The organism is Variovorax ureilyticus, assembly GCF_037889935.1.
Taxonomy (GTDB): domain Bacteria; phylum Pseudomonadota; class Gammaproteobacteria; order Burkholderiales; family Burkholderiaceae_C; genus Variovorax; species Variovorax ureilyticus.
Map to the genome: position 1 here is coordinate 28,184 of NZ_JBBKZU010000003.1, position 17,034 is coordinate 45,217.

The window sequence follows — 17,034 nt, forward strand, 5'->3', positions numbered from 1 at the left end:
GGCCCGGTGCCACCCGTGTCGACGTTCAGATGACGCCTTGCGCCAGCATCGCGTCCGCCACCTTGACGAAGCCCGCGATGTTTGCACCGTCCACGTAGTTGACGCTGCCGTCGGCGCGGCGGCCGTGCTGCACGCAGGTCTCGTGGATGCCCACCATGATGTCGTGCAGGCGGAGGTCGACCTCTTCGCGCGGCCACGACAGGCGCATCGCGTTCTGGCTCATCTCCAGCCCCGACGTCGCCACGCCGCCGGCATTGCTCGCCTTGCCCGGCGCATAGAGCACGCCGGCGTCCTGCAGACGCTTGATCGCCTCCATCGTCGTCGGCATGTTGGCGCCCTCGGCGACGCAGCGAACGCCGTTCGCGATCAGCGTGGCCGCATCTTGAGCGCCCAGTTCGTTCTGCGTGGCGCAAGGCAGCGCGACATCGACCGGCACGACCCAGGGCTTGATGCCGGCCTTGAAGTTGACCTTGGCGCGTTGGGCGTAGTCGCTCACGCGGCCGTAGAGATGGTTCTTGACTTCCATGAGCTCGGCGAGCTTTTCGGGGGTGAAGCCGTCCTCGTCGATCACGGTGCCGCTGGAGTCGGACACCGTCACCACCTTGGCGCCCAGCGCCATCGCCTTTTCAACAGCGTATTGCGCGACATTGCCTGAGCCGGAGACGCTCACGCGCAATCCCTGCAGACCGCGCCCGGCGCGCTTGAGCATCTGTTCGGCAAAGTAGACCGTCCCGTAGCCGGTGGCTTCCGGCCGGATCAGCGAGCCGCCGAAGCTCAGGCCCTTGCCGGTGAAGACGCAGTCGGCGCGATTGCTGAGCTTCTTCATCATGCCGGCCATGAAGCCGACTTCGCGGCCGCCCACGCCGATGTCGCCGGCCGGCACGTCGGTGTCGCTGCCCACGTGACGGAACAACTCGGTCACCAGCGCCTGGCAGAAGCGCATCACTTCACCGGGGCTTTTGCCCTTCGGGTCGAAGTCCGAGCCGCCCTTGCCGCCGCCCATGGGGAGCGTGGTCAACGCGTTCTTGAGCGTCTGCTCGAACGCCAGGAACTTGAGGATGGACAGGTTCACCGATGGATGGAAGCGCATGCCGCCCTTGTAGGGGCCGACCGCCGAACTGTGCTGGATGCGATAGCCCCGGTTGACTTGCACGTCGCCGTGGTCGTTGATCCATGAGATGCGGAACATCACGACGCGCTCGGGTTCGATCAGCCGCTCCAGCAGCCCGTGCTCCGCGTACCTGGGGTGGGCCGCGATGAACGGCCAGAGGCTTTCCATGACTTCCTGCACGGCCTGCAGGAACTCCGGTTGCCCTGGATTGCGGCCGGCGACGTGGTCGAGAAATTCATGTGCCGAGGTGTGTTTCATTGATATTCCTCTCCTTGTGAGTTGTGGTTATTGCGAGATCCTTCGACCCGCTTCGATCTCGTGTTCGAAATAGCGCTGGAAGCTGAATGCAAGGCTCGCCATCAGCACGGTGCTGCCGACGAGAAGCGCAAGCACGACGGCGCCGATGGTGAGCCAGTTCGTGCGTCCGGCGGGCGATGCAGCGGCCGTGGCTGCGCCGGCGTTGTAGCGCGCATTCCATTTTTCCGGCGTCATGAGGCCGTAGACGATGGCCGTCAGTGCGCAGCCCGAGATGACAAATCCGAGAATCGGGATCAAGGCCCAACTCAGGCCGTCGTCCATCCCGAACGTCCGGGCGCGCTCGATGCCATAGAGGCCGAGCGCGGTCGGGATCGGCAACAGCCAGCCGAGAGTGCTCGAAAGCCCCCGCAGATAGAAGCAGTGCAGGCCGAGCGGGCCGCCCAGGAAGGCCAGCCATGCGGCCAGGGTCTTGTTCTTCATTCCGGCTTGGTCGAGTTGCCTTCGCCCAGGACCTTCTCCATCAGGACCACGTCGCGCCACTCGCCGAATTTCCAGCCGCAGTCCTTCAGCACGCCGACGTGGGTGAAGCCCTGGGCAGTGTGCACGCCGATCGATCCGGCGTTGGCGGAGTCGCCGATGACGGCGATGAGCTTGCGCACGCCGACCCCTTCGGCGGCCTGCGAGAGGGCGTCGAGCAGCTTCGCGCCGAGCCCCTGGCCCCGGGCGGCATCGGCGAGGTAGATCGAGTCCTCCGCCGAGAAGCGATAGGCGGGGCGCGGCTTGAACCAGTTGCAGTACGCGAAGCCGAGGATCTCCCCATCGCGCTCCGCCACGAGGTAGGGGAGGCGCTTGGAGAGCACATCCGCTCGCCGCGCCGCCATGTCCGCGGCGCTCGGCGGGTCGGTCTCGAAGGTGCCGGTCCCATGCAGAACGTGATGGGCGTAGATGGCGGTGATGGCCTCGACGTCTTCGTCGCGGCTGGGGCGGATGTTGGTCATTTGGTACGTCCTGGCGCTGCCAGGTGTGGGGGAAAAGCGGGTACGGGCTATAATCGTGGGCTTTTCAGCGTGTCGCTGGCCGGGTGGCCATGTCGCGTGTCTCGACGCTGGAAGAACTCCGTGGGCGAGCCCTTAGACAAGATTGGGCTCGCCGCACCACCCGAAGGATAAATCATGGTCGTTATTCGACTCTCCCGCGGCGGCTCCAAGGGCCGTCCGTTCTTCAACATCGTCGTCTCGGACAAGCGCGAGCGTCGCGATGGCCGTTTCATCGAGCGTCTGGGCTTCTACAACCCGGCCGCCAAGGACAACGAGGAAAGCATCCGCATCGCTCAGGATCGCCTGGCCTACTGGAAGGGCGTCGGCGCGCAGCCTTCGCTGACCGTCCTGCGCCTGATCAAGCAAGCGGCGGCTGCCGCTCCCAAGGCGGCTGCCTAAGCCCCTGCAGGCGATGCTGCCCACCCTCGAAGCCGCCGAATTGCCGGCGGATGCGATCGAAGTGGCGCGCATCGCCGACGCCTGGGGCATCAAGGGCTGGTTCAAGGTCCTGCCCCACAGCGCCGAACCCGAGGCGCTCTTTTCTTCCAAGCGCTGGTTCCTGCAGCCACCGGGCGCTCCCGCAGGCCGCGCGTTCCGGCTTCCGATCCGCGAAGCCAAGGAACATTCCGACTGCATCGTCGCCTCGTCAGCAGAGGTGCCTGACCGCAACGCGGCCGAGGCCTTGCGTGGCGCGCGGGTCTTCATTCCCCGATCGAGCTTCCCCACCGCCGGCGACGACGAGTACTACTGGGTCGACCTGATCGGCCTCGCCGTGGTGAATCGCGAAGGCGTCTCGCTGGGCACCGTCCGCGAATTGCTCGCATCCGGTCCGCAGACCACGCTGGTGCTGGATGCCCAGGAAGACGGCAAGCCTGTCGAGCGCATGGTGCCGTTCGTTTCGGCTTTCATCGACAAGGTGGACCTTGCCGGCCGCGTGATCACGGTCGACTGGCAGCCGGACTACTGACCGAGGCTTTCGGCCCGGCGCCGTCATGCGCTTCGACGTCATCACCCTGTTCCCCGAGTTGTTCGCTCCGCTTCTGACCAGCGGCGTGACGCGCCGCGCCTTCGAGTCGAAGCAGGTAGACGTGGTGCTCTGGAATCCGCGCGACCACGCAGAGGGGAACTACAAGCGGGTCGACGACCGGCCGTTCGGCGGCGGACCCGGGATGGTCATGATGGCGCAGCCGTTGTCGGCGTGCCTCGATGCGGCCCTTGCGGCCCGGGGTGCTTCGGCGCCTGTCGTTCTCTTTTCGCCCATCGGAGAAGCGCTGCGCCACGAGGCAGTCGAACAGTGGTCCGTCGGTGACGGTGCCGTGCTGGTGTGCGGCCGCTACGAGGGCATCGACCAGCGCTTCATCGACGCCAGGGTCACGCACCAGATCAGCCTGGGCGATTTCGTGCTCTCCGGCGGCGAGATCGCTGCCATGGCCTTCCTCGATGCGATCGCGCGGCTGCAACCCGGCGTACTCGGCGACGAGGCCAGCCATGTCCAGGACAGTTTCAATCCCGCGCTCGACGGACTGCTGGACTGCCCTCACTACACACGGCCCGAGCAATGGAACGGGGAGGGCGTGCCGGCCGTGCTGATGTCGGGCCACCATCTCCAGATCGAGCGCTGGCGGCGGGACCAGCGCCTCGTCATCACGCAAAGGAAGCGGCCGGATCTCATCGAAGTCGCCCGTCGCGCCGGTCGCCTCAGTGCGGCAGATGAAGCCGTGCTTGAAAAAAAGCTATAATCCCCGGTTCCCCGATCCTCTGCCCAGCCGCGTCGGCAACTGCCAGACATCTTTCGGTATCTGTCAGGTGCTTAAAAGGCGCCTTTTGTGTAGCGTGGGCACGATCGAAATCAGGAAATCATGAATCTCATCCAGACCCTCGAGCAGGAAGAAATCGCCCGCCTCGGCAAGAAGATCCCCGAGTTCTCGCCTGGTGACACCGTCATCGTCAGCGTGAACGTCGTCGAAGGCAGCCGCAAGCGCGTGCAGGCTTACGAAGGTGTCGTGATCGCCAAGCGCAATCGCGGCCTCAACAGCGGCTTCACCGTGCGCAAGATCTCCAGCGGCGAAGGCGTGGAGCGTACGTTCCAGACCTACAGCCCGCTGATCGCCGGCATCGAAGTCAAGCGCCGCGGCGACGTCCGTCGCGCCAAGCTGTACTACCTGCGTGATCGCAGCGGCCGTTCGGCTCGCATCAAGGAAAAGCTGCCCGGCAAGTCGGCAGCGGCCGCTCAATAAGGGCCTGCCTCCTTGTCATGCAAAAAGCCGCCGATCGAGGCGGCTTTTTGCTTTGGGGCTGCCGTTCGAACCGGCGATCGTGATTTTTTTCGTGGTGCCATGTCCTACGCGCGCACCGTTTCATCGTTGTACTCCCGAAGTCCATCCACTTGACCCCTACATCACCGGCCATGAGCGCAACCCCCGTCGAAGCGATCAACGTCGTGCCCCCGGCGCCTCTGAGGTCGTTCGATCCGCGCGAGGTGCCGGTGTCCTCCATCGACTCCAGCCTGCCCGCCGTGGCAGCCGATCAACTGGGCGTGCGGGCCCTGCGCGCACGTTTTGCCATGCCACCCGCGTGGACCCCCGAATTGCGCCGCGAGCCCCAGCTGAGCGACCGTCCGCCGGCCCAGGCGGCCGTGCTCGTGCCTATCGTGACGCGCGAGCAGCCCACGGTGCTCCTGACCGAGCGCACGGCGCACCTGACTCATCATTCGGGGCAGGTGGCCTTTCCCGGCGGCCGGGTCGACCCGGAGGACGCGAACATTTCCGCGGCTGCTCTGCGCGAAGCCTGGGAGGAAGTCGGCCTGTCGGCGGAATACATCGAGGTGCTCGGCACGCTGCCGACCTACACCACGATCACCTCGTTCATCGTGACGCCGGTGGTGGCGCTGGTGCGGCCCGACTTCGAACTGGCCATCAATCCGCACGAGGTCGCCGAAGCCTTCGAAGTGCCGCTGGCCTTCCTGATGGACCCGGCCAACCACCGCCGCCACACCATGACGGACGAGGACCGGCGGTCCCGCGAATGGCTGTCGATGCCCTACCAGGACGGCGCCCACGAGCGGTTCGTCTGGGGCGCGACGGCCGGCATGCTGCGCAACCTTTACCGATTCCTTTCGGCCTGATCCACGAGGGGCCTCGTTATCATCGTCGGATGAGCTTCTTTGCGATCCTGTGCGCATTGCTTATCGAGCAGGTGCGCCCGCTGGCCTTGCGCAATCCCGTCTATGCCGGCGTGCTCGCGTGGACGCGCTGGACCAGCCGCAACTTCGACGCGGGCAAGCCGCACCACGGCTGGGTGGCCTGGTCGCTCGCGGTGTTCGTGCCGACGGTGCTTGCGCTGGCCGTCCACTGGCTGCTCATCCTCACGCTGGGCCTGCCTTTTGCGGTGCTCTGGAGCATCGCGATCCTGTACGTCACGCTCGGTTTTCGTCAGTTCAGCCATCACTTCACCAGCATCCGCGATGCCCTCGACGAAGGCGACGAGCCGCTAGCGCGTTCGCTGCTCGCGCACTGGCAGCACGTCGATGCGATCAACCTGCCGCGCAGCGAGATCGTGCGACATGTGATCGAGCACTCCGTCATTGCCGCCCATCGGCATGTCTTCGGCGTGCTGGCGTGGTTTTCCATCCTCGCGGCAGTAGGCCTCGGCCCCGCCGGTGCGGTGTTCTATCGCATGAGCGAATTCGTCGCGCGCTACTGGGTGCACAAGAGCGGCGCCTCGACGCAGCCGTCCAGCGTCTGGGTGCAGCAGGCAGCGGAACGCGCCTGGGGGGTGATCGACTGGCTGCCCGCTCGCATCACGGCGCTCGGCTTCGCGGTGGTGGGCAGCTTCGAGGAGGCGATCGACTGCTGGCGCAACGACGCGCGCCGCTTCCCGAACGAGAACGACGGCGTGATCCTCGCGGCGACTTCCGGTGCCGTGAACGTCCGGCTCGGCGGCGGCACCTTGCGCGTCGTTCCGGCAACGGATCCGTTGTCCCGCGCGCAGGCCGGCGATTCGTTCGGTGACGCGCGCGGACCCGACAGTGGCAGCACACCCGGGCGCGAGCCCGAACCCGCGCACCTTCGCAGCGTGGTCGGCCTCGTGTGGCGCTCGGTCGTGATGTGGATGGTCCTGCTGGCGCTGCTGACCCTCGCTCGGCTCCTGGGCTGAATCAAGGGGGTAGAGCGCCTTGCCTTCCGTTCCCAGCTATTGGAGCCCGCGCATCGCGGCGCTCGAACCCTATGTGCCGGGCGAGCAGCCGCGCATCGCGAACCTGATCAAGCTCAATACCAACGAGAACCCGTACCCGCCGTCGCCCGAGGCCATCGAAGCCATCCGGCGCGCGGCCGAGAGCAGGCTCGAGCTTTATCCCGACCCGGAATCCCTGGCGCTTCGCGAAGCGATCGCTGCGCGCCACCATCTCGACGCCGCGCAGGTATTTGTCGGCAATGGCTCGGATGAAGTCCTCGCGCACGCGTTCTTCGCCTTCTTCCAGCAGGCCGAGCCGCTCCTGGTTCCGGACGTCACTTACAGCTTCTACCGGGTCTATGCGCAGCTCTACGGCATCGCTTGCGAACTGCAGCCGGTCGACGAAGGCCTGCGCATCGACGACCGCGCGCTCGCGAAGCGCGCGTCCGAAGGCTGCGCCGGCATCGTCGTCGCGAACCCGAATGCGCCGACGGGTATCGGCTTGCCGCTGGCGCGCATCGAGGCGCTGCTTCAGGCGTGCCCCGGCCGCGTAGTTCTCGTGGATGAGGCCTACGTCGATTTCGGCGGCGAGAGCGCGATCCCGCTGATCGCCCGGTATCCGAACCTGCTCGTCGTGCAGACGCTCTCCAAGTCCCGCTCGCTCGCCGGCCTGCGTGTGGGCTTCGCCTGCGGACAGGCGCATCTCGTCGACGCGCTCCAGCGCGTGAAGAACAGCTTCAACTCCTACCCGCTGGACCGGCTCGCAGTCGCCGGCGCGGTGGCCGCCATCGAGGACGAGCGCTGGTTCGCGCGCACGCGCCGTGACGTCATCGACACCCGCGAAGGCCTCGCGCTGCAGTTGGAAGATCTCGGCTTCGAGGTGCTGCCTTCGCAGGCCAACTTCCTGTTCGTGCGGCACCCGGGTCGCGATGCGGGCGAACTGGCCGCCGCGCTGCGCGAGCGGGCGATCCTCGTGCGGCACTTCCGCCAGCCTCGCATCGCGCAGTACCTGCGCATCACGGTGGGCACGCGCGACCAGTGCGCAGCGCTGGTGGATGCGCTGGGCAACATCCTCGGCGGCTAGTACCTCGTCTGACTCAGCTCGGCGAACAGCTCGCCGTAGATGCGATAGCGCGACGGGCTGATGGCGCCCGATTCCACTTGCGCGATCACGCCGCAGCCCGGTTCGTGCAGATGCGTGCAGTTGTAGAACTTGCACTCGGTGGCGTGCTCCGCAATGTCCGGCATCAGGCGCGCAAGCTGCATCGCCTCGATGTGATGCAGGCCGAATTCCTGGAAGCCCGGTGAATCGATCAGCGCGGTATCGCTTTTCTTGTCCATCCAGTACCACGTGGTGGTGGTCGTCGTGTGCTTGCCGGAGTTGAGCGCCTGCGAGATCTCGCCGGTCTGCGCCGAGGCGCCCGGCACCAGCAGGTTGATGAGCGTGCTCTTGCCCGCGCCGGAAGGGCCGAGCACCAGCGTGGTCTTGCCGGTGAGCAATCCGGTCAGCGCATCTCGGTCCGCGGCATCCGTTGCCCTGAGTGCGAGCGGTAGCACCTGATAGTTCATTCCTCGATAGGGCGCCAGGCGCTCCCAGGCCCGTGCGAAGGCGGTTGCCAGATCGCGCTTGTTGAGCGCGATCACCGGCGTGATGTGCTCGGCCTCCGCTGCAATGAGCGCGCGCGCCAGCTGGCTCTCGGAGAACTCGGGCTCGGCCGCGATGAGGATCAGCACCTGATCGAGGTTTGCCGCGAACGACTTGGTGCGGATCTCGTCCTGGCGGTAGAACAGGTTGCTGCGCGGCAGCACCTTTTCGATCGTGCCTTCGTCCTCGCTTGCCTGCCATTGCACGCGATCACCGACGACCGCTTGGCTCTTCTTTCCGCGCGGATGGCAGATGACCCGTTCGCCTTCTGCCGTCTCGACGATGCAATGGCGGCCATGGCTCGCGACGACGAGCCCCTCCCGCAGTGCGGCGCCGTCCGTGCCGCCGCGGTGCTTAGCCAAGGGCGCGATCCATCGGTTCAGGCCGAAAGCAGTGCATCGACCTGCGCCGCGCACTCGAAATCGGTCGCCGAGATGCCGGCCACGTCGTGCGTGTTGAAGCGCACCACGCAGCGGTTGTAGTGCACCGACAGATCGGGATGGTGGTCCTGCCGGTGCGCGATCAGCGCCAGCGCGTTCACGAAGGCGATGGTCTCGAAGTAGTTCGCGAAGGTGAAGGTCTTCTCGATCGCGACATTCTGGCCGTCGCCCGCGAGCTTCCAGCCTTCGAGCCGGGCGAGGCTCGCCACGATCTCGGTTGCGCTCATCGCGCGGCGCGGGTGCGACTTCCAGTCCTTGATCTTCAACATGCTGCTCATGGCTTCGGCTCCCGGATCAGGCCGCGGCCATGCGCGCGAGGCGCTCGGACGCTGGCGGGTGCGAGTAATAGAACTTGACGAACACCGGATCGGGCGTGAGCGTCGAGGCGTTGTCCTTGTAGAGCTTGAGCAGCGCGGCGGACAGGTCCTTGCCGCTCGTCTGCGCGATGGCGTAGGCATCCGCCTCGAATTCGTGCCTGCGCGAAATCAGCACCGGCAGCGGCGCGACGAAGAAGCCGAACACCGGCGCCGCGAGCATGAACAGGAGGATTGCCAGTGCATCGTTGGGCGCCGAGAGATTCGGCTGCACGCCCAGCCCCGTGTAGAACCAGGTGTGGCCCGAGAGCCAGCCCAGCAGGGCGAAGCCGGCAAGACTCAGCGCGAACATCGCCGCCATCCGCTTCACCACGTGCCGGTGCTTGAAGTGGCCGAGCTCGTGCGCCAGCACTGCTTCGATCTCGCCGGCGTTGAGCTGGCGCAGCAGCGTGTCGTAGAACACCACACGCTTGCTCGCGCCGAAGCCGGTGAAGTAGGCATTGGCGTGTGCGCTGCGCGTGCTGCCGTCCATCACGAACAAGCCCTTGGCCGAGAAGCCGCAGCGCTGCATGAGTGCATTGACGCGGGTCTTGAGGGCGGCGTCGTCCAGCGGCTGGAACTTGTTGAACAGCGGCGCGATGAAGGTCGGATAGACCAGCATCAGCAGAAGATTGAAGCCCATCCAGACGCCCCAGGCCCATAGCCACCAGAGCGCGCCGGCGGCATGCATGAGCCAGAGGATCAGTGCCGCGAGCGGAAGTCCGATCGCGACGCCGAGCAGCACGCCCTTGATGGTGTCCTTGATCCACAGGCGCCAGGTCATCTTGTTGAAACCGAAGCGCTCCTCGAGCACGAAGGTCTGCCACAGCGTGAAGGGCAGTTCGAGGAGGCCTGCGATGAGCGCGAACGCGCCGAACAGGGCGAGCTGCTGCCACATGCCGCCGCCCATGGCATCCAGAAGCAGCCTGTTGAGAAGGTCCAGCCCGCCCAGCAGCGTCCACCCGAGCAGGACCGCGGCGGCCCAGGCCATCTCGATGACGCCGAGCCGCGTCTTCGCGATCGTGTAATCCGCGGCCTTCTGGTGCGCGTCGAGCGTGATCGCCTGTTCGAAGGCGGCCGGCACCGCATCGCGATGGCGGGCGACGTGCCGCACCTGCCGTGTCGCGAGCCAGAACTTCACCACCAGCCCTGCGACCAGCGCGAGGGCGAAGGCGAGGGTGAAGGCGAGGGATGCAGGCATGGGAGTCGGCATGGCGGCCGAGTTTAGCCCGCGGCCCTTCGCCCCGCGGGCAGCCCGCCCGGCGACAGGGCCATCGACGACAATCGACGGATGCCCGAATCCATCGAAACGACCGCACCGGCGGTCACGCTCGGCAGGAGCGACCAGAACCTTGTCTGGCTGGACTGCGAAATGAGCGGCCTGGACCCCGAGAAAGAACGCCTGCTCGAAATCGCCGTGGTGGTCACCGGCCCCGATCTGACGCCCCGCATCGAGGGCCCCGTGCTCGTCATTCACCAGAGCGACGAAGTGCTCGACGCGATGGACGCCTGGAACAAGGGCACGCACGGCCGCAGCGGGCTGATCGACAAGGTCAAGGCCTCCACGGTCGACGAGGCCGATGCCGAGCGGCAATTGCTCGAATTCATCGCGCGCTACATCCCGAAGAGCGGATCGCCGATGTGCGGCAACACCATCGGGCAGGACCGCCGCTTCCTGGTGAAGTACATGCCCCGGCTGGAGGCGTACTTCCATTACCGGAATCTCGACGTGAGCACGCTCAAGGAACTCGCCAAGCGCTGGAAGCCCGCGGCCTTCAATGCCTTCAAGAAACAGCAGGCGCACACGGCGCTGGCGGATGTCCACGAATCGATCGACGAACTGGCGCACTACCGCGAGACCTTCCTGCGCATAGAGGATTAGGTAAAAACCCGAGCCCGTGCGATAATTGCAGGCTTCGCTGATTCGGCTTTCTCCAAAGCAGCGAATTCCTCCCGCATCTCCCTATCTTGCACATCGCGCCCGCTGAATATCAGCACATTGGGCCGCTACCTCGATGAACGTCGAGGTTGAAGTCGTTGGATGGTTGATGTTTTTTTGACCACCCGACGGAGCGCCGCCCACGGCAGTGCTCGCGTAAGAGACTCATTGATGACTGACGCTTTTGAAGCGCAGCGCGACTTCGCGCCTGTGCAATCCGACAGCTTTGCCGTTTCCGGCGAAGCCGCATCCCTTTCCACCATCGCCGAACTCGAGGCACTCGATGCCGTCCCGGCCGACGAGCCGAAGGAGCCCAACGGCTTCGTCAAGCTCGGCCTCGCGCCGCAGCTCATCGCCGCAGTCGAAGACCTGGGCTTCACCAAGCCGACCGCCGTGCAGGAGCAGGCCATCCCGCGCGCCATGTCCCTGAGCGGTTCCGGCGAAGGCGCGACCCGCTTCGTCGACCTCATGGTGTCGAGCCAGACCGGCAGCGGCAAGACCGCGGCCTTCCTGCTGCCCGTGCTGCACACGCTGCTGCAGCGCCAGGTCGAAGCCGAAGCGGCCGCCAAGGCCGAATTCCAGCGCCTCGCCGCCGAGGCCGCCGCCCGCGGCGAAGCGCCGCCGAAGAAGCCCAAGCGCAAGGACCCGACCAACAGCCGCAACTTCAAGCCGGCCACGCCGGGCGCGCTGGTGCTGTGCCCGACGCGCGAACTGGCGCAACAGGTGGCCCACGACGCCATCGACCTCGTGCGCCACTGCCGCGGCCTGCGCATCGCCAACGTCGTCGGCGGCATGCCCTATCAGCTGCAGATCCAGCGTCTGCAGAACGCCGACCTGGTGGTCGCCACCCCAGGCCGTCTGCTCGACCTCCAGCGCTCGATGCAGATCAAGCTCGATCAGGTCAAGTTCCTGGTCGTCGACGAAGCCGACCGCATGCTCGACCTCGGCTTTGCCGACGACCTGGCCGAGATCAACCAGCTCACCATCGAGCGCCAGCAGACCATGATGTTCAGCGCGACCTTCGCGCCGCGCATCCAGCAGCTTGCGACCCGCGTGATGCGCGAGCCGCAGCGCGTCACCATCGACAGCCCGCAAGAGAAGCACGCCAACATCAAGCAGGTGCTCTTCTGGGCCGACAACACCCAGCACAAGCGCAAGCTTCTGGACCACTGGCTGCGCGACACCACCATCAACCAGGCGATCGTCTTCGCGAGCACGCAGATCGAATGCGACGGCCTCGCCAACGACCTGCAGCAGGACGGCTTCAGCGCCGTGGCGCTGCACGGCGCGCTGAGCCAGGGCCTGCGCAACCGCCGCCTGATGGCGCTGCGCCAGGGCCAGGTGCAGATCCTCGTCGCCACCGACGTGGCCGCGCGCGGCATCGACGTACCGACCATCACGCACGTCTTCAACTTCGGCCTGCCGATGAAGGCCGAGGACTACACCCACCGCATCGGCCGCACCGGCCGGGCAGGGCGCGACGGCCTCGCCGTGACCTTTGCCGAGTTCCGCGATCGCCGCCGGATCTTCGACATCGAGCAGTACAGCCGCCAGCAGTTCAAGTCGGAAGTGATTCCGGGCCTCGAACCGCAGCAGCGCCCGCCGCGTCCCCAGGGCGATTTCGGCGGCCGGGGCCGCGAGGGCCACTCGCGCGACCGCAAGTTCGGTGGCGGTGCCGGTGGCGGCCATCGCAGCGGCGGCTATGCCGGCGCCAGCGGCTTCAACGACCGCAATTCGCGCGGTCCGAACGCCGGCTTCGGCGGCGGACGCGACAACGAAGGCTACGGCCGCAAGTCGGGCTGGGGCGACAGCGCGCCGCGCAGCAATGGATACAACAATGCTGCAGGCGCTGCTCCTCGCCGCGATGGCTTCGCCCCGCGCGGCCACGCCGGCGCGGGTGCCGGCAAGGCCTTCGCGCCGCGCGATGGGCAGAAGCGGGGCTTCAAGCCGAGCCGCTGACCCGATCCGCGCCATCGACGCCAAAGCCTGCGCTCGCACAGAGCGCGGGCTTTTTTGTTGCCGCTTGTTTCCGGGAGCCGCTGCGGGAACCTATCGGAAACGCGAACAGAGGGTCAAAATTGATTGACTCCTGAATAGTTGAAAAGTAATGTATTGAGGCATCAAGTCCTCCGGAAGCGGTTTCGCCGCCGGTTCGTCCACCTCATTCTTTCTTCTGTTGCCCTATGAAAATCGCGATTCTTGGTGGTGGTCACGGCGCCTATGCGGCGGCCGCCGACCTGTCTGAAGCCGGACACGAAGTGCGTCTGTGGCGCCGTGATGCGGCGGCGCTGGAGTCTGTCATCCGCACCGGCTCCATCACGCTGAAGGACGCGGTCGGCGCGCGTGACGTCAAGATCGCGCTCGCCACGTCCGACATCGGTGCGGCGATGAACGACGCTGAACTCATCGTGCTGCCCACGCCCGCCATCGCGCAGGACGACATCGCGCGCACCATGGCGCCGCATCTCGTCGACGGGCAGGTGGTGTTCCTGCCGCCCGGCACCTTCGGCAGCTATGTGATGGCGCGCATCGTGGCCGAATCGGGCAACCGCGCCGATGTGGCCTGGGCCGAGACCGGCACGCTGCCCTACCTGGCGCGCAAGCACGGCGAGCGCGAAGTCAACGTCACGATCCGCGCGATCCGCCTGCCCACCGGCGTGTACCCCGCGCGCAAGGAAGCGATGGCGATCGACGTGATCCGCAAGGCCTATCCGGCGGTGCATGGCTGCGGCGATGCTCTGTCGGGCGCGCTGATGAATGCCGGCCCGGTCATCCACCCGCCGCTGATGGTGATGAACGCCGCGCCGCTGCAGCACTTCGAGCGCTGGGACATCCACAACGAAGGCACGCAGCGCGCGGTGCGCGACGTGACCGACAAGCTCGACCAGGAGCGCATGGCGGTGCGCGAGGCGCTCGGCCACGGTGCGCCGCACTATCCGCTCGCGGACCACTACAACAACGACCAGTGGATGTACGGCGATGCGCACAAGCAGCTCGTGAAATCGGGCGACTGGCGCGAGAACATCAATCTGCACACCCATCGCTACATCACGGAAGACACCGAGCTCGGCCTGGCCTTCCTCGCATCGGCTGCGCGCTATGCCGGCGTCGATGCACCGATCGCGCACGGGCTGCTGGCGATCGTCGGCGGATTCCTCGGCCGCGATCTGCGCAAGGGGCCGCGAACGCTGGAGACGCTGGGCCTGGACCGGCTGACCCCGGCCGAGCTGCGCCGGAGGCTGCACGATGGCGAATGAGCTGTCCGACGCCGGGCCGCCCCAAGACGGACAGACTTCCCCTCGGGGGGCCGCGAGTACACCCAGTGACGGAGCGAGGGGGCCATCCCTGCCCCGCTTTGCCGCGGTCGGTGCAGGCCGCATGGGGCGCGGCATCGCGATCGCCTTCGCCTATGCAGGCCATCGCATTTCGCTGATCGACCTGCGCCCGCGCAGCGACGAGGCGTGGCAGAAGCTTCGCGCCGAAGTCCAGGCGGAAATCAGCGCGAGCCTTTCGGGCCTGTCGCAACTCGGTGTGATCGACGCCGCACAGGTGCCGGCCATCGCGGCGCGCGTCGAGCTCATCAAGGCCGACGAAGCGCCGGCCGCGCTGGCCGCGGCCGAGCTGCTCTTCGAAGGCGTACCCGAAACGCTCGACGCCAAGCGCGAAGCCTTCGAGCATATCAACCGCCATTGCAGCGACGACGCGATCCTCACCTCCACCACCAGCAGCATCCTCGTGACCGAGCTGGCGGCGATGGTGCGGCGGCCGGAACGCTTCTTGAACATGCACTGGCTCAACCCGGCGTATGTGATCCCGGTGGTCGAGCTGAGCTGCCATGCGGGCACCGATGCCGGCGTGCTCGCGCGCACCAAGGCGCTGATGGAATCGATCGGCAAGCTGCCCGTGGTGTGTGGTCCGACGCCGGGCTACATCGTGCCGAGGCTGCAGGCGCTCGTCATGAACGAAGCGGCTCGCATGATCGAGGAGGGCGCCGCAACGGCGGAAGAGATCGACAAGGCCACGCGCTACGGCCTGGGACTGCGCTTCGCGGCGCTTGGCGTGGTCGAGTTCATCGACTTCGGCGGCTGCGACATCCTGCATCACGCGAGCCGGGAGATGTCGGGCTCGATCGACCGCGCACGCTACACCGCGCCTGCCATCGTCGATCGCATGGTCGAGGAAGGGCGACTGGGCCTCAAGAGCGGCAGCGGCTTCTACGACTACGAAGGGCGCGACGTGCCCGCCTACCGGCGCGACGTGCTGTCGCGCACGCTCGGCATGCTCAGGCACGCGGGGCTGTGGCAGCCGCCCGCGAGCGAAACGCAATCATGAAGACCATCCGGCGCGCCTTCGCGGATCTCTCGCCGGGGCAGATCCACTATGCCGAATGCGGCAATCGCGAAGCGCCGGCGGTGCTGCTCCTGCACCAGTCGCCGCGAAGCTGGATGGAATATCGCGAGGTGCTGCCGCTGATCGGCGCGCATCGCCGCGCCATTGCCATGGACACGGTGGGCTTCGGCGATTCGGCCGCGGGCGACGCGCCGGCGAGCATCGAGCAATGGGCGCGTGTCGCTGGCGAACTGCTCGAAGCGTTGAAGATCGCCCGGGTCGACGTCGTGGGCCATCACACGGGCGGCGTGATCGCCGTCGAACTGGCGGCTTCGTTTCCCCGGCGGGTGCGGGGGCTCGTGCTTTCTTCGACGCCCTACACGAACGCCGCGTTCCGCAAGGCGCGCGCCGAACGTCCGCCGATCGACGAAGTCGAGCCGAGCCAGGACGGCGCCCACCTCGCCGCGCTGTGGCAGCGCAGGCAGGGCTTCTATCCGGCGGGCCGCCCCGAACTGCTCGAAGCATTCGTGCGCGATGCATTGAAGGCAAGCGGCAGCCCGGAAGACGGCCATCGCGCGGTCGCGGCCTACCGGATGGAAGACCGGATCCATCTGGTCACGCAACCCACGCTGCTGATCCGCGCAACCGACGACCCCTTCGCATCGCCGCACGCCGACGAACTGCACGAACATCTGGCGAACGCGCGCATCGTCGACATCGAAGGCGGCATGGTGCCCTTGCCCGACCAGATGCCGGGGGCCTTCGCGCGCACGGTGCTCGATTTCCTGGAGACGCTGCCATGAAGGCGGTGCGCGTGCACGCCTTCGACGCGCCGCCGGTGATCGAGGAGGTGACGCAGCCGGTGCTGCGACCGGGCCGCACTCTCGTGCGCATGGAAGCGGCGACCGTCGGTCACATCGATCGCACCGTGTGGCGCGGAAGCTTCCTGAAGCATCCGCCGTTTCCCTACACGCCGGGCGTCGAGGCTGCGGGCGTGGTCGTTGCCAGCGCGGTGTACGCGTCCGGCCAGCGCGTGTGGCTACGCGGCAGTGGGCTGGGCACGCTCTTCGACGGAACCTGGTGCGAGCTGATCGATGCGCCGGACGAGGCGCTGGGCCTGCTGCCCGATGGCGTGCCGGCCGCGATCGGAGCTGCCTTCTTCTCGCCGAGCACATCGGCCTGGGTCGCGCTGCACGATGTCGCGCGCCTGTCGGCCGCTGAAAGCGTGCTGGTCACCGGCGCAACCGGCGCGGTCGGGTCGCTCGCGGTGCAGTTGGCGCTCGATGCCGGGGCCGATGTGACTGCGCTCGTCGCCGATGCGGCCCAAGCTGCCCGGATGCCGTCCGGTGCCAAGGTGCTCGTGCTCGGCAATGAGCCTGGATCTTCGATGGATTCGATCTCGGCCGATCTGTTGGTCGACACGGTCGGAGGCGGGGTGCTTGCCGCCGCGCTGGCGCGCGTCAAGCCCGGGGGCCGGGCGGTGCTGGTCGGCTACACCGCCGGCAACACGCTCACGCTGGACATCGCGCACTTCCTGCAACGGGATGTTTCGCTGCTGCCGCTGAACATGTTCCGCCGGGAACCGGCCGGGCGTGCGGCCGCCCCTGACTTGCTGGCGCGCCTCGCCGACGGCCGATTGAAGCTGGATGTGCAGCCGTTCGCACTCGAGAGCGCCGCACAGGCCATGGACTGGATCAGCCAGCGCGGCCATCGCGGCCGCGCGGTGCTCACGATGGGGCGCTGAGCCCC

The 17,034-nt window shown here is 66.9% G+C and carries 19 protein-coding genes; 13 read left to right on the plus strand and 6 right to left on the minus strand.

Annotated features, from left to right (window positions below; genetic code table 11):
- Positions 1-25: 25 nt before the first annotated feature.
- From gdhA to WKW77_RS07520, 3 genes are read right to left on the minus strand one after another with little or no spacing between them, the layout of a single operon-like run.
- A complete protein-coding gene (gdhA, locus tag WKW77_RS07510) occupies positions 26-1,369 on the minus strand; it encodes an NADP-specific glutamate dehydrogenase (RefSeq protein WP_340356235.1) in 1,344 nt (447 codons plus the stop codon).
- A 27-nt stretch (positions 1,370-1,396) separates the two neighbouring features.
- Entirely contained in the window at positions 1,397-1,849 is a 453-nt protein-coding gene (locus tag WKW77_RS07515; RefSeq protein ID WP_340356236.1) for a TM2 domain-containing protein, read from the minus strand.
- Positions 1,846-2,367 (minus strand): GNAT family N-acetyltransferase, encoded by a 522-nt coding sequence (locus tag WKW77_RS07520; RefSeq protein ID WP_340356237.1) that lies wholly within the window; start codon positions 2,365-2,367, stop codon positions 1,846-1,848. Before WKW77_RS07520 ends, WKW77_RS07515 begins: the two co-directional genes overlap by 4 nt.
- 174 nt (positions 2,368-2,541) lie before the next feature.
- Here WKW77_RS07520 and rpsP point away from each other — a divergent pair, with 174 nt between their 5' ends.
- The 7 genes from rpsP to hisC all read left to right on the plus strand — a co-directional run bounded on the left by rpsP (position 2,542) and on the right by hisC (position 7,663).
- A complete protein-coding gene (gene rpsP / locus WKW77_RS07525; protein ID WP_340356238.1) occupies positions 2,542-2,805 on the plus strand; it encodes a 30S ribosomal protein S16 in 264 nt (87 codons plus the stop codon).
- A 13-nt stretch (positions 2,806-2,818) separates the two neighbouring features.
- Positions 2,819-3,373: a ribosome maturation factor RimM gene (gene rimM, locus WKW77_RS07530; RefSeq protein WP_340356239.1), complete on the plus strand. Its 555-nt coding sequence runs from the start codon at positions 2,819-2,821 to the stop codon at positions 3,371-3,373.
- A gap of 25 nt (positions 3,374-3,398) precedes the next feature.
- Positions 3,399-4,145, plus strand: coding sequence for a tRNA (guanosine(37)-N1)-methyltransferase TrmD (gene trmD, locus WKW77_RS07535; protein ID WP_340356240.1), 747 nt, complete (start codon positions 3,399-3,401; stop codon positions 4,143-4,145).
- A gap of 120 nt (positions 4,146-4,265) precedes the next feature.
- Positions 4,266-4,643, plus strand: a complete 378-nt coding sequence (gene rplS / locus WKW77_RS07540; protein ID WP_340356241.1) for a 50S ribosomal protein L19 — start codon at positions 4,266-4,268, stop codon at positions 4,641-4,643.
- A 170-nt stretch (positions 4,644-4,813) separates the two neighbouring features.
- Positions 4,814-5,530, plus strand: a complete 717-nt coding sequence (locus tag WKW77_RS07545; protein WP_340356242.1) for a CoA pyrophosphatase — start codon at positions 4,814-4,816, stop codon at positions 5,528-5,530.
- A gap of 29 nt (positions 5,531-5,559) precedes the next feature.
- On the plus strand, positions 5,560-6,561 hold the full coding sequence (locus WKW77_RS07550; RefSeq protein ID WP_340356243.1) for a CobD/CbiB family protein: 1,002 nt from the start codon (positions 5,560-5,562) through the stop codon (positions 6,559-6,561).
- Positions 6,562-6,580: 19 nt separating this feature from the next.
- Positions 6,581-7,663 (plus strand): histidinol-phosphate transaminase, encoded by a 1,083-nt coding sequence (gene hisC, locus WKW77_RS07555; RefSeq protein WP_340356244.1) that lies wholly within the window; start codon positions 6,581-6,583, stop codon positions 7,661-7,663.
- On the opposite strand, the gene rsgA is transcribed toward hisC, so the two are convergent.
- From rsgA to WKW77_RS07570, 3 genes are read right to left on the minus strand one after another with little or no spacing between them, the layout of a single operon-like run.
- Positions 7,660-8,586 carry a ribosome small subunit-dependent GTPase A gene (gene rsgA, locus WKW77_RS07560; RefSeq protein WP_340356245.1) on the minus strand — a complete coding sequence of 309 codons (927 nt, stop codon included), beginning with the start codon at positions 8,584-8,586 and terminating at the stop codon, positions 7,660-7,662. The two genes, hisC and rsgA, sit on opposite strands and share 4 nt — an antisense overlap.
- 17 nt (positions 8,587-8,603) lie before the next feature.
- Positions 8,604-8,942, minus strand: a complete 339-nt coding sequence (locus tag WKW77_RS07565; protein ID WP_340356246.1) for a 4a-hydroxytetrahydrobiopterin dehydratase — start codon at positions 8,940-8,942, stop codon at positions 8,604-8,606.
- Positions 8,943-8,958: 16 nt separating this feature from the next.
- Positions 8,959-10,218 (minus strand): M48 family metallopeptidase, encoded by a 1,260-nt coding sequence (locus WKW77_RS07570; protein ID WP_340356247.1) that lies wholly within the window; start codon positions 10,216-10,218, stop codon positions 8,959-8,961.
- 90 nt (positions 10,219-10,308) lie between these two features.
- Here WKW77_RS07570 and orn point away from each other — a divergent pair, with 90 nt between their 5' ends.
- From orn to WKW77_RS07600, 6 genes are all read left to right on the plus strand, one after another.
- The gene (orn, locus tag WKW77_RS07575) at positions 10,309-10,899 is read left to right on the plus strand and encodes an oligoribonuclease (protein ID WP_340356248.1); all 591 of its coding nucleotides are present in this window, start codon (positions 10,309-10,311) and stop codon (positions 10,897-10,899) included.
- A gap of 228 nt (positions 10,900-11,127) precedes the next feature.
- Complete coding sequence (locus tag WKW77_RS07580) at positions 11,128-12,915, plus strand: DEAD/DEAH box helicase (protein WP_340356249.1); 1,788 nt, start codon at positions 11,128-11,130, stop codon at positions 12,913-12,915.
- Positions 12,916-13,139: 224 nt separating this feature from the next.
- The gene (locus WKW77_RS07585; RefSeq protein ID WP_340356250.1) at positions 13,140-14,213 is read left to right on the plus strand and encodes an NAD/NADP-dependent octopine/nopaline dehydrogenase family protein; all 1,074 of its coding nucleotides are present in this window, start codon (positions 13,140-13,142) and stop codon (positions 14,211-14,213) included.
- A gap of 88 nt (positions 14,214-14,301) precedes the next feature.
- Positions 14,302-15,288 (plus strand): 3-hydroxybutyryl-CoA dehydrogenase, encoded by a 987-nt coding sequence (locus WKW77_RS07590; RefSeq protein ID WP_340356703.1) that lies wholly within the window; start codon positions 14,302-14,304, stop codon positions 15,286-15,288.
- A complete protein-coding gene (locus tag WKW77_RS07595) occupies positions 15,285-16,088 on the plus strand; it encodes an alpha/beta fold hydrolase (protein WP_340356251.1) in 804 nt (267 codons plus the stop codon). The genes WKW77_RS07590 and WKW77_RS07595 overlap by 4 nt, the downstream gene beginning before the upstream one ends.
- Positions 16,085-17,029 (plus strand): quinone oxidoreductase family protein, encoded by a 945-nt coding sequence (locus tag WKW77_RS07600; protein ID WP_340356252.1) that lies wholly within the window; start codon positions 16,085-16,087, stop codon positions 17,027-17,029. Before WKW77_RS07595 ends, WKW77_RS07600 begins: the two co-directional genes overlap by 4 nt.
- Positions 17,030-17,034: the final 5 nt, after the last annotated feature.

Coding starts and splice junctions, on each gene's coding strand:
- gdhA (WP_340356235.1), bottom strand. CDS start 1,369: ATGAAACACACCTCGGCACATGAATTTCTCGACCACGTCGCCGGCCGC.
- WKW77_RS07515 (WP_340356236.1), bottom strand. CDS start 1,849: ATGAAGAACAAGACCCTGGCCGCATGGCTGGCCTTCCTGGGCGGCCCG.
- WKW77_RS07520 (WP_340356237.1), bottom strand. CDS start 2,367: ATGACCAACATCCGCCCCAGCCGCGACGAAGACGTCGAGGCCATCACC.
- rpsP (WP_340356238.1), top strand. CDS start 2,542: ATGGTCGTTATTCGACTCTCCCGCGGCGGCTCCAAGGGCCGTCCGTTC.
- rimM (WP_340356239.1), top strand. CDS start 2,819: ATGCTGCCCACCCTCGAAGCCGCCGAATTGCCGGCGGATGCGATCGAA.
- trmD (WP_340356240.1), top strand. CDS start 3,399: ATGCGCTTCGACGTCATCACCCTGTTCCCCGAGTTGTTCGCTCCGCTT.
- rplS (WP_340356241.1), top strand. CDS start 4,266: ATGAATCTCATCCAGACCCTCGAGCAGGAAGAAATCGCCCGCCTCGGC.
- WKW77_RS07545 (WP_340356242.1), top strand. CDS start 4,814: ATGAGCGCAACCCCCGTCGAAGCGATCAACGTCGTGCCCCCGGCGCCT.
- WKW77_RS07550 (WP_340356243.1), top strand. CDS start 5,560: ATGAGCTTCTTTGCGATCCTGTGCGCATTGCTTATCGAGCAGGTGCGC.
- WKW77_RS07565 (WP_340356246.1), bottom strand. CDS start 8,942: ATGAGCAGCATGTTGAAGATCAAGGACTGGAAGTCGCACCCGCGCCGC.
- WKW77_RS07570 (WP_340356247.1), bottom strand. CDS start 10,218: ATGCCTGCATCCCTCGCCTTCACCCTCGCCTTCGCCCTCGCGCTGGTC.
- orn (WP_340356248.1), top strand. CDS start 10,309: ATGCCCGAATCCATCGAAACGACCGCACCGGCGGTCACGCTCGGCAGG.
- WKW77_RS07580 (WP_340356249.1), top strand. CDS start 11,128: ATGACTGACGCTTTTGAAGCGCAGCGCGACTTCGCGCCTGTGCAATCC.
- WKW77_RS07585 (WP_340356250.1), top strand. CDS start 13,140: ATGAAAATCGCGATTCTTGGTGGTGGTCACGGCGCCTATGCGGCGGCC.
- WKW77_RS07595 (WP_340356251.1), top strand. CDS start 15,285: ATGAAGACCATCCGGCGCGCCTTCGCGGATCTCTCGCCGGGGCAGATC.
- WKW77_RS07600 (WP_340356252.1), top strand. CDS start 16,085: ATGAAGGCGGTGCGCGTGCACGCCTTCGACGCGCCGCCGGTGATCGAG.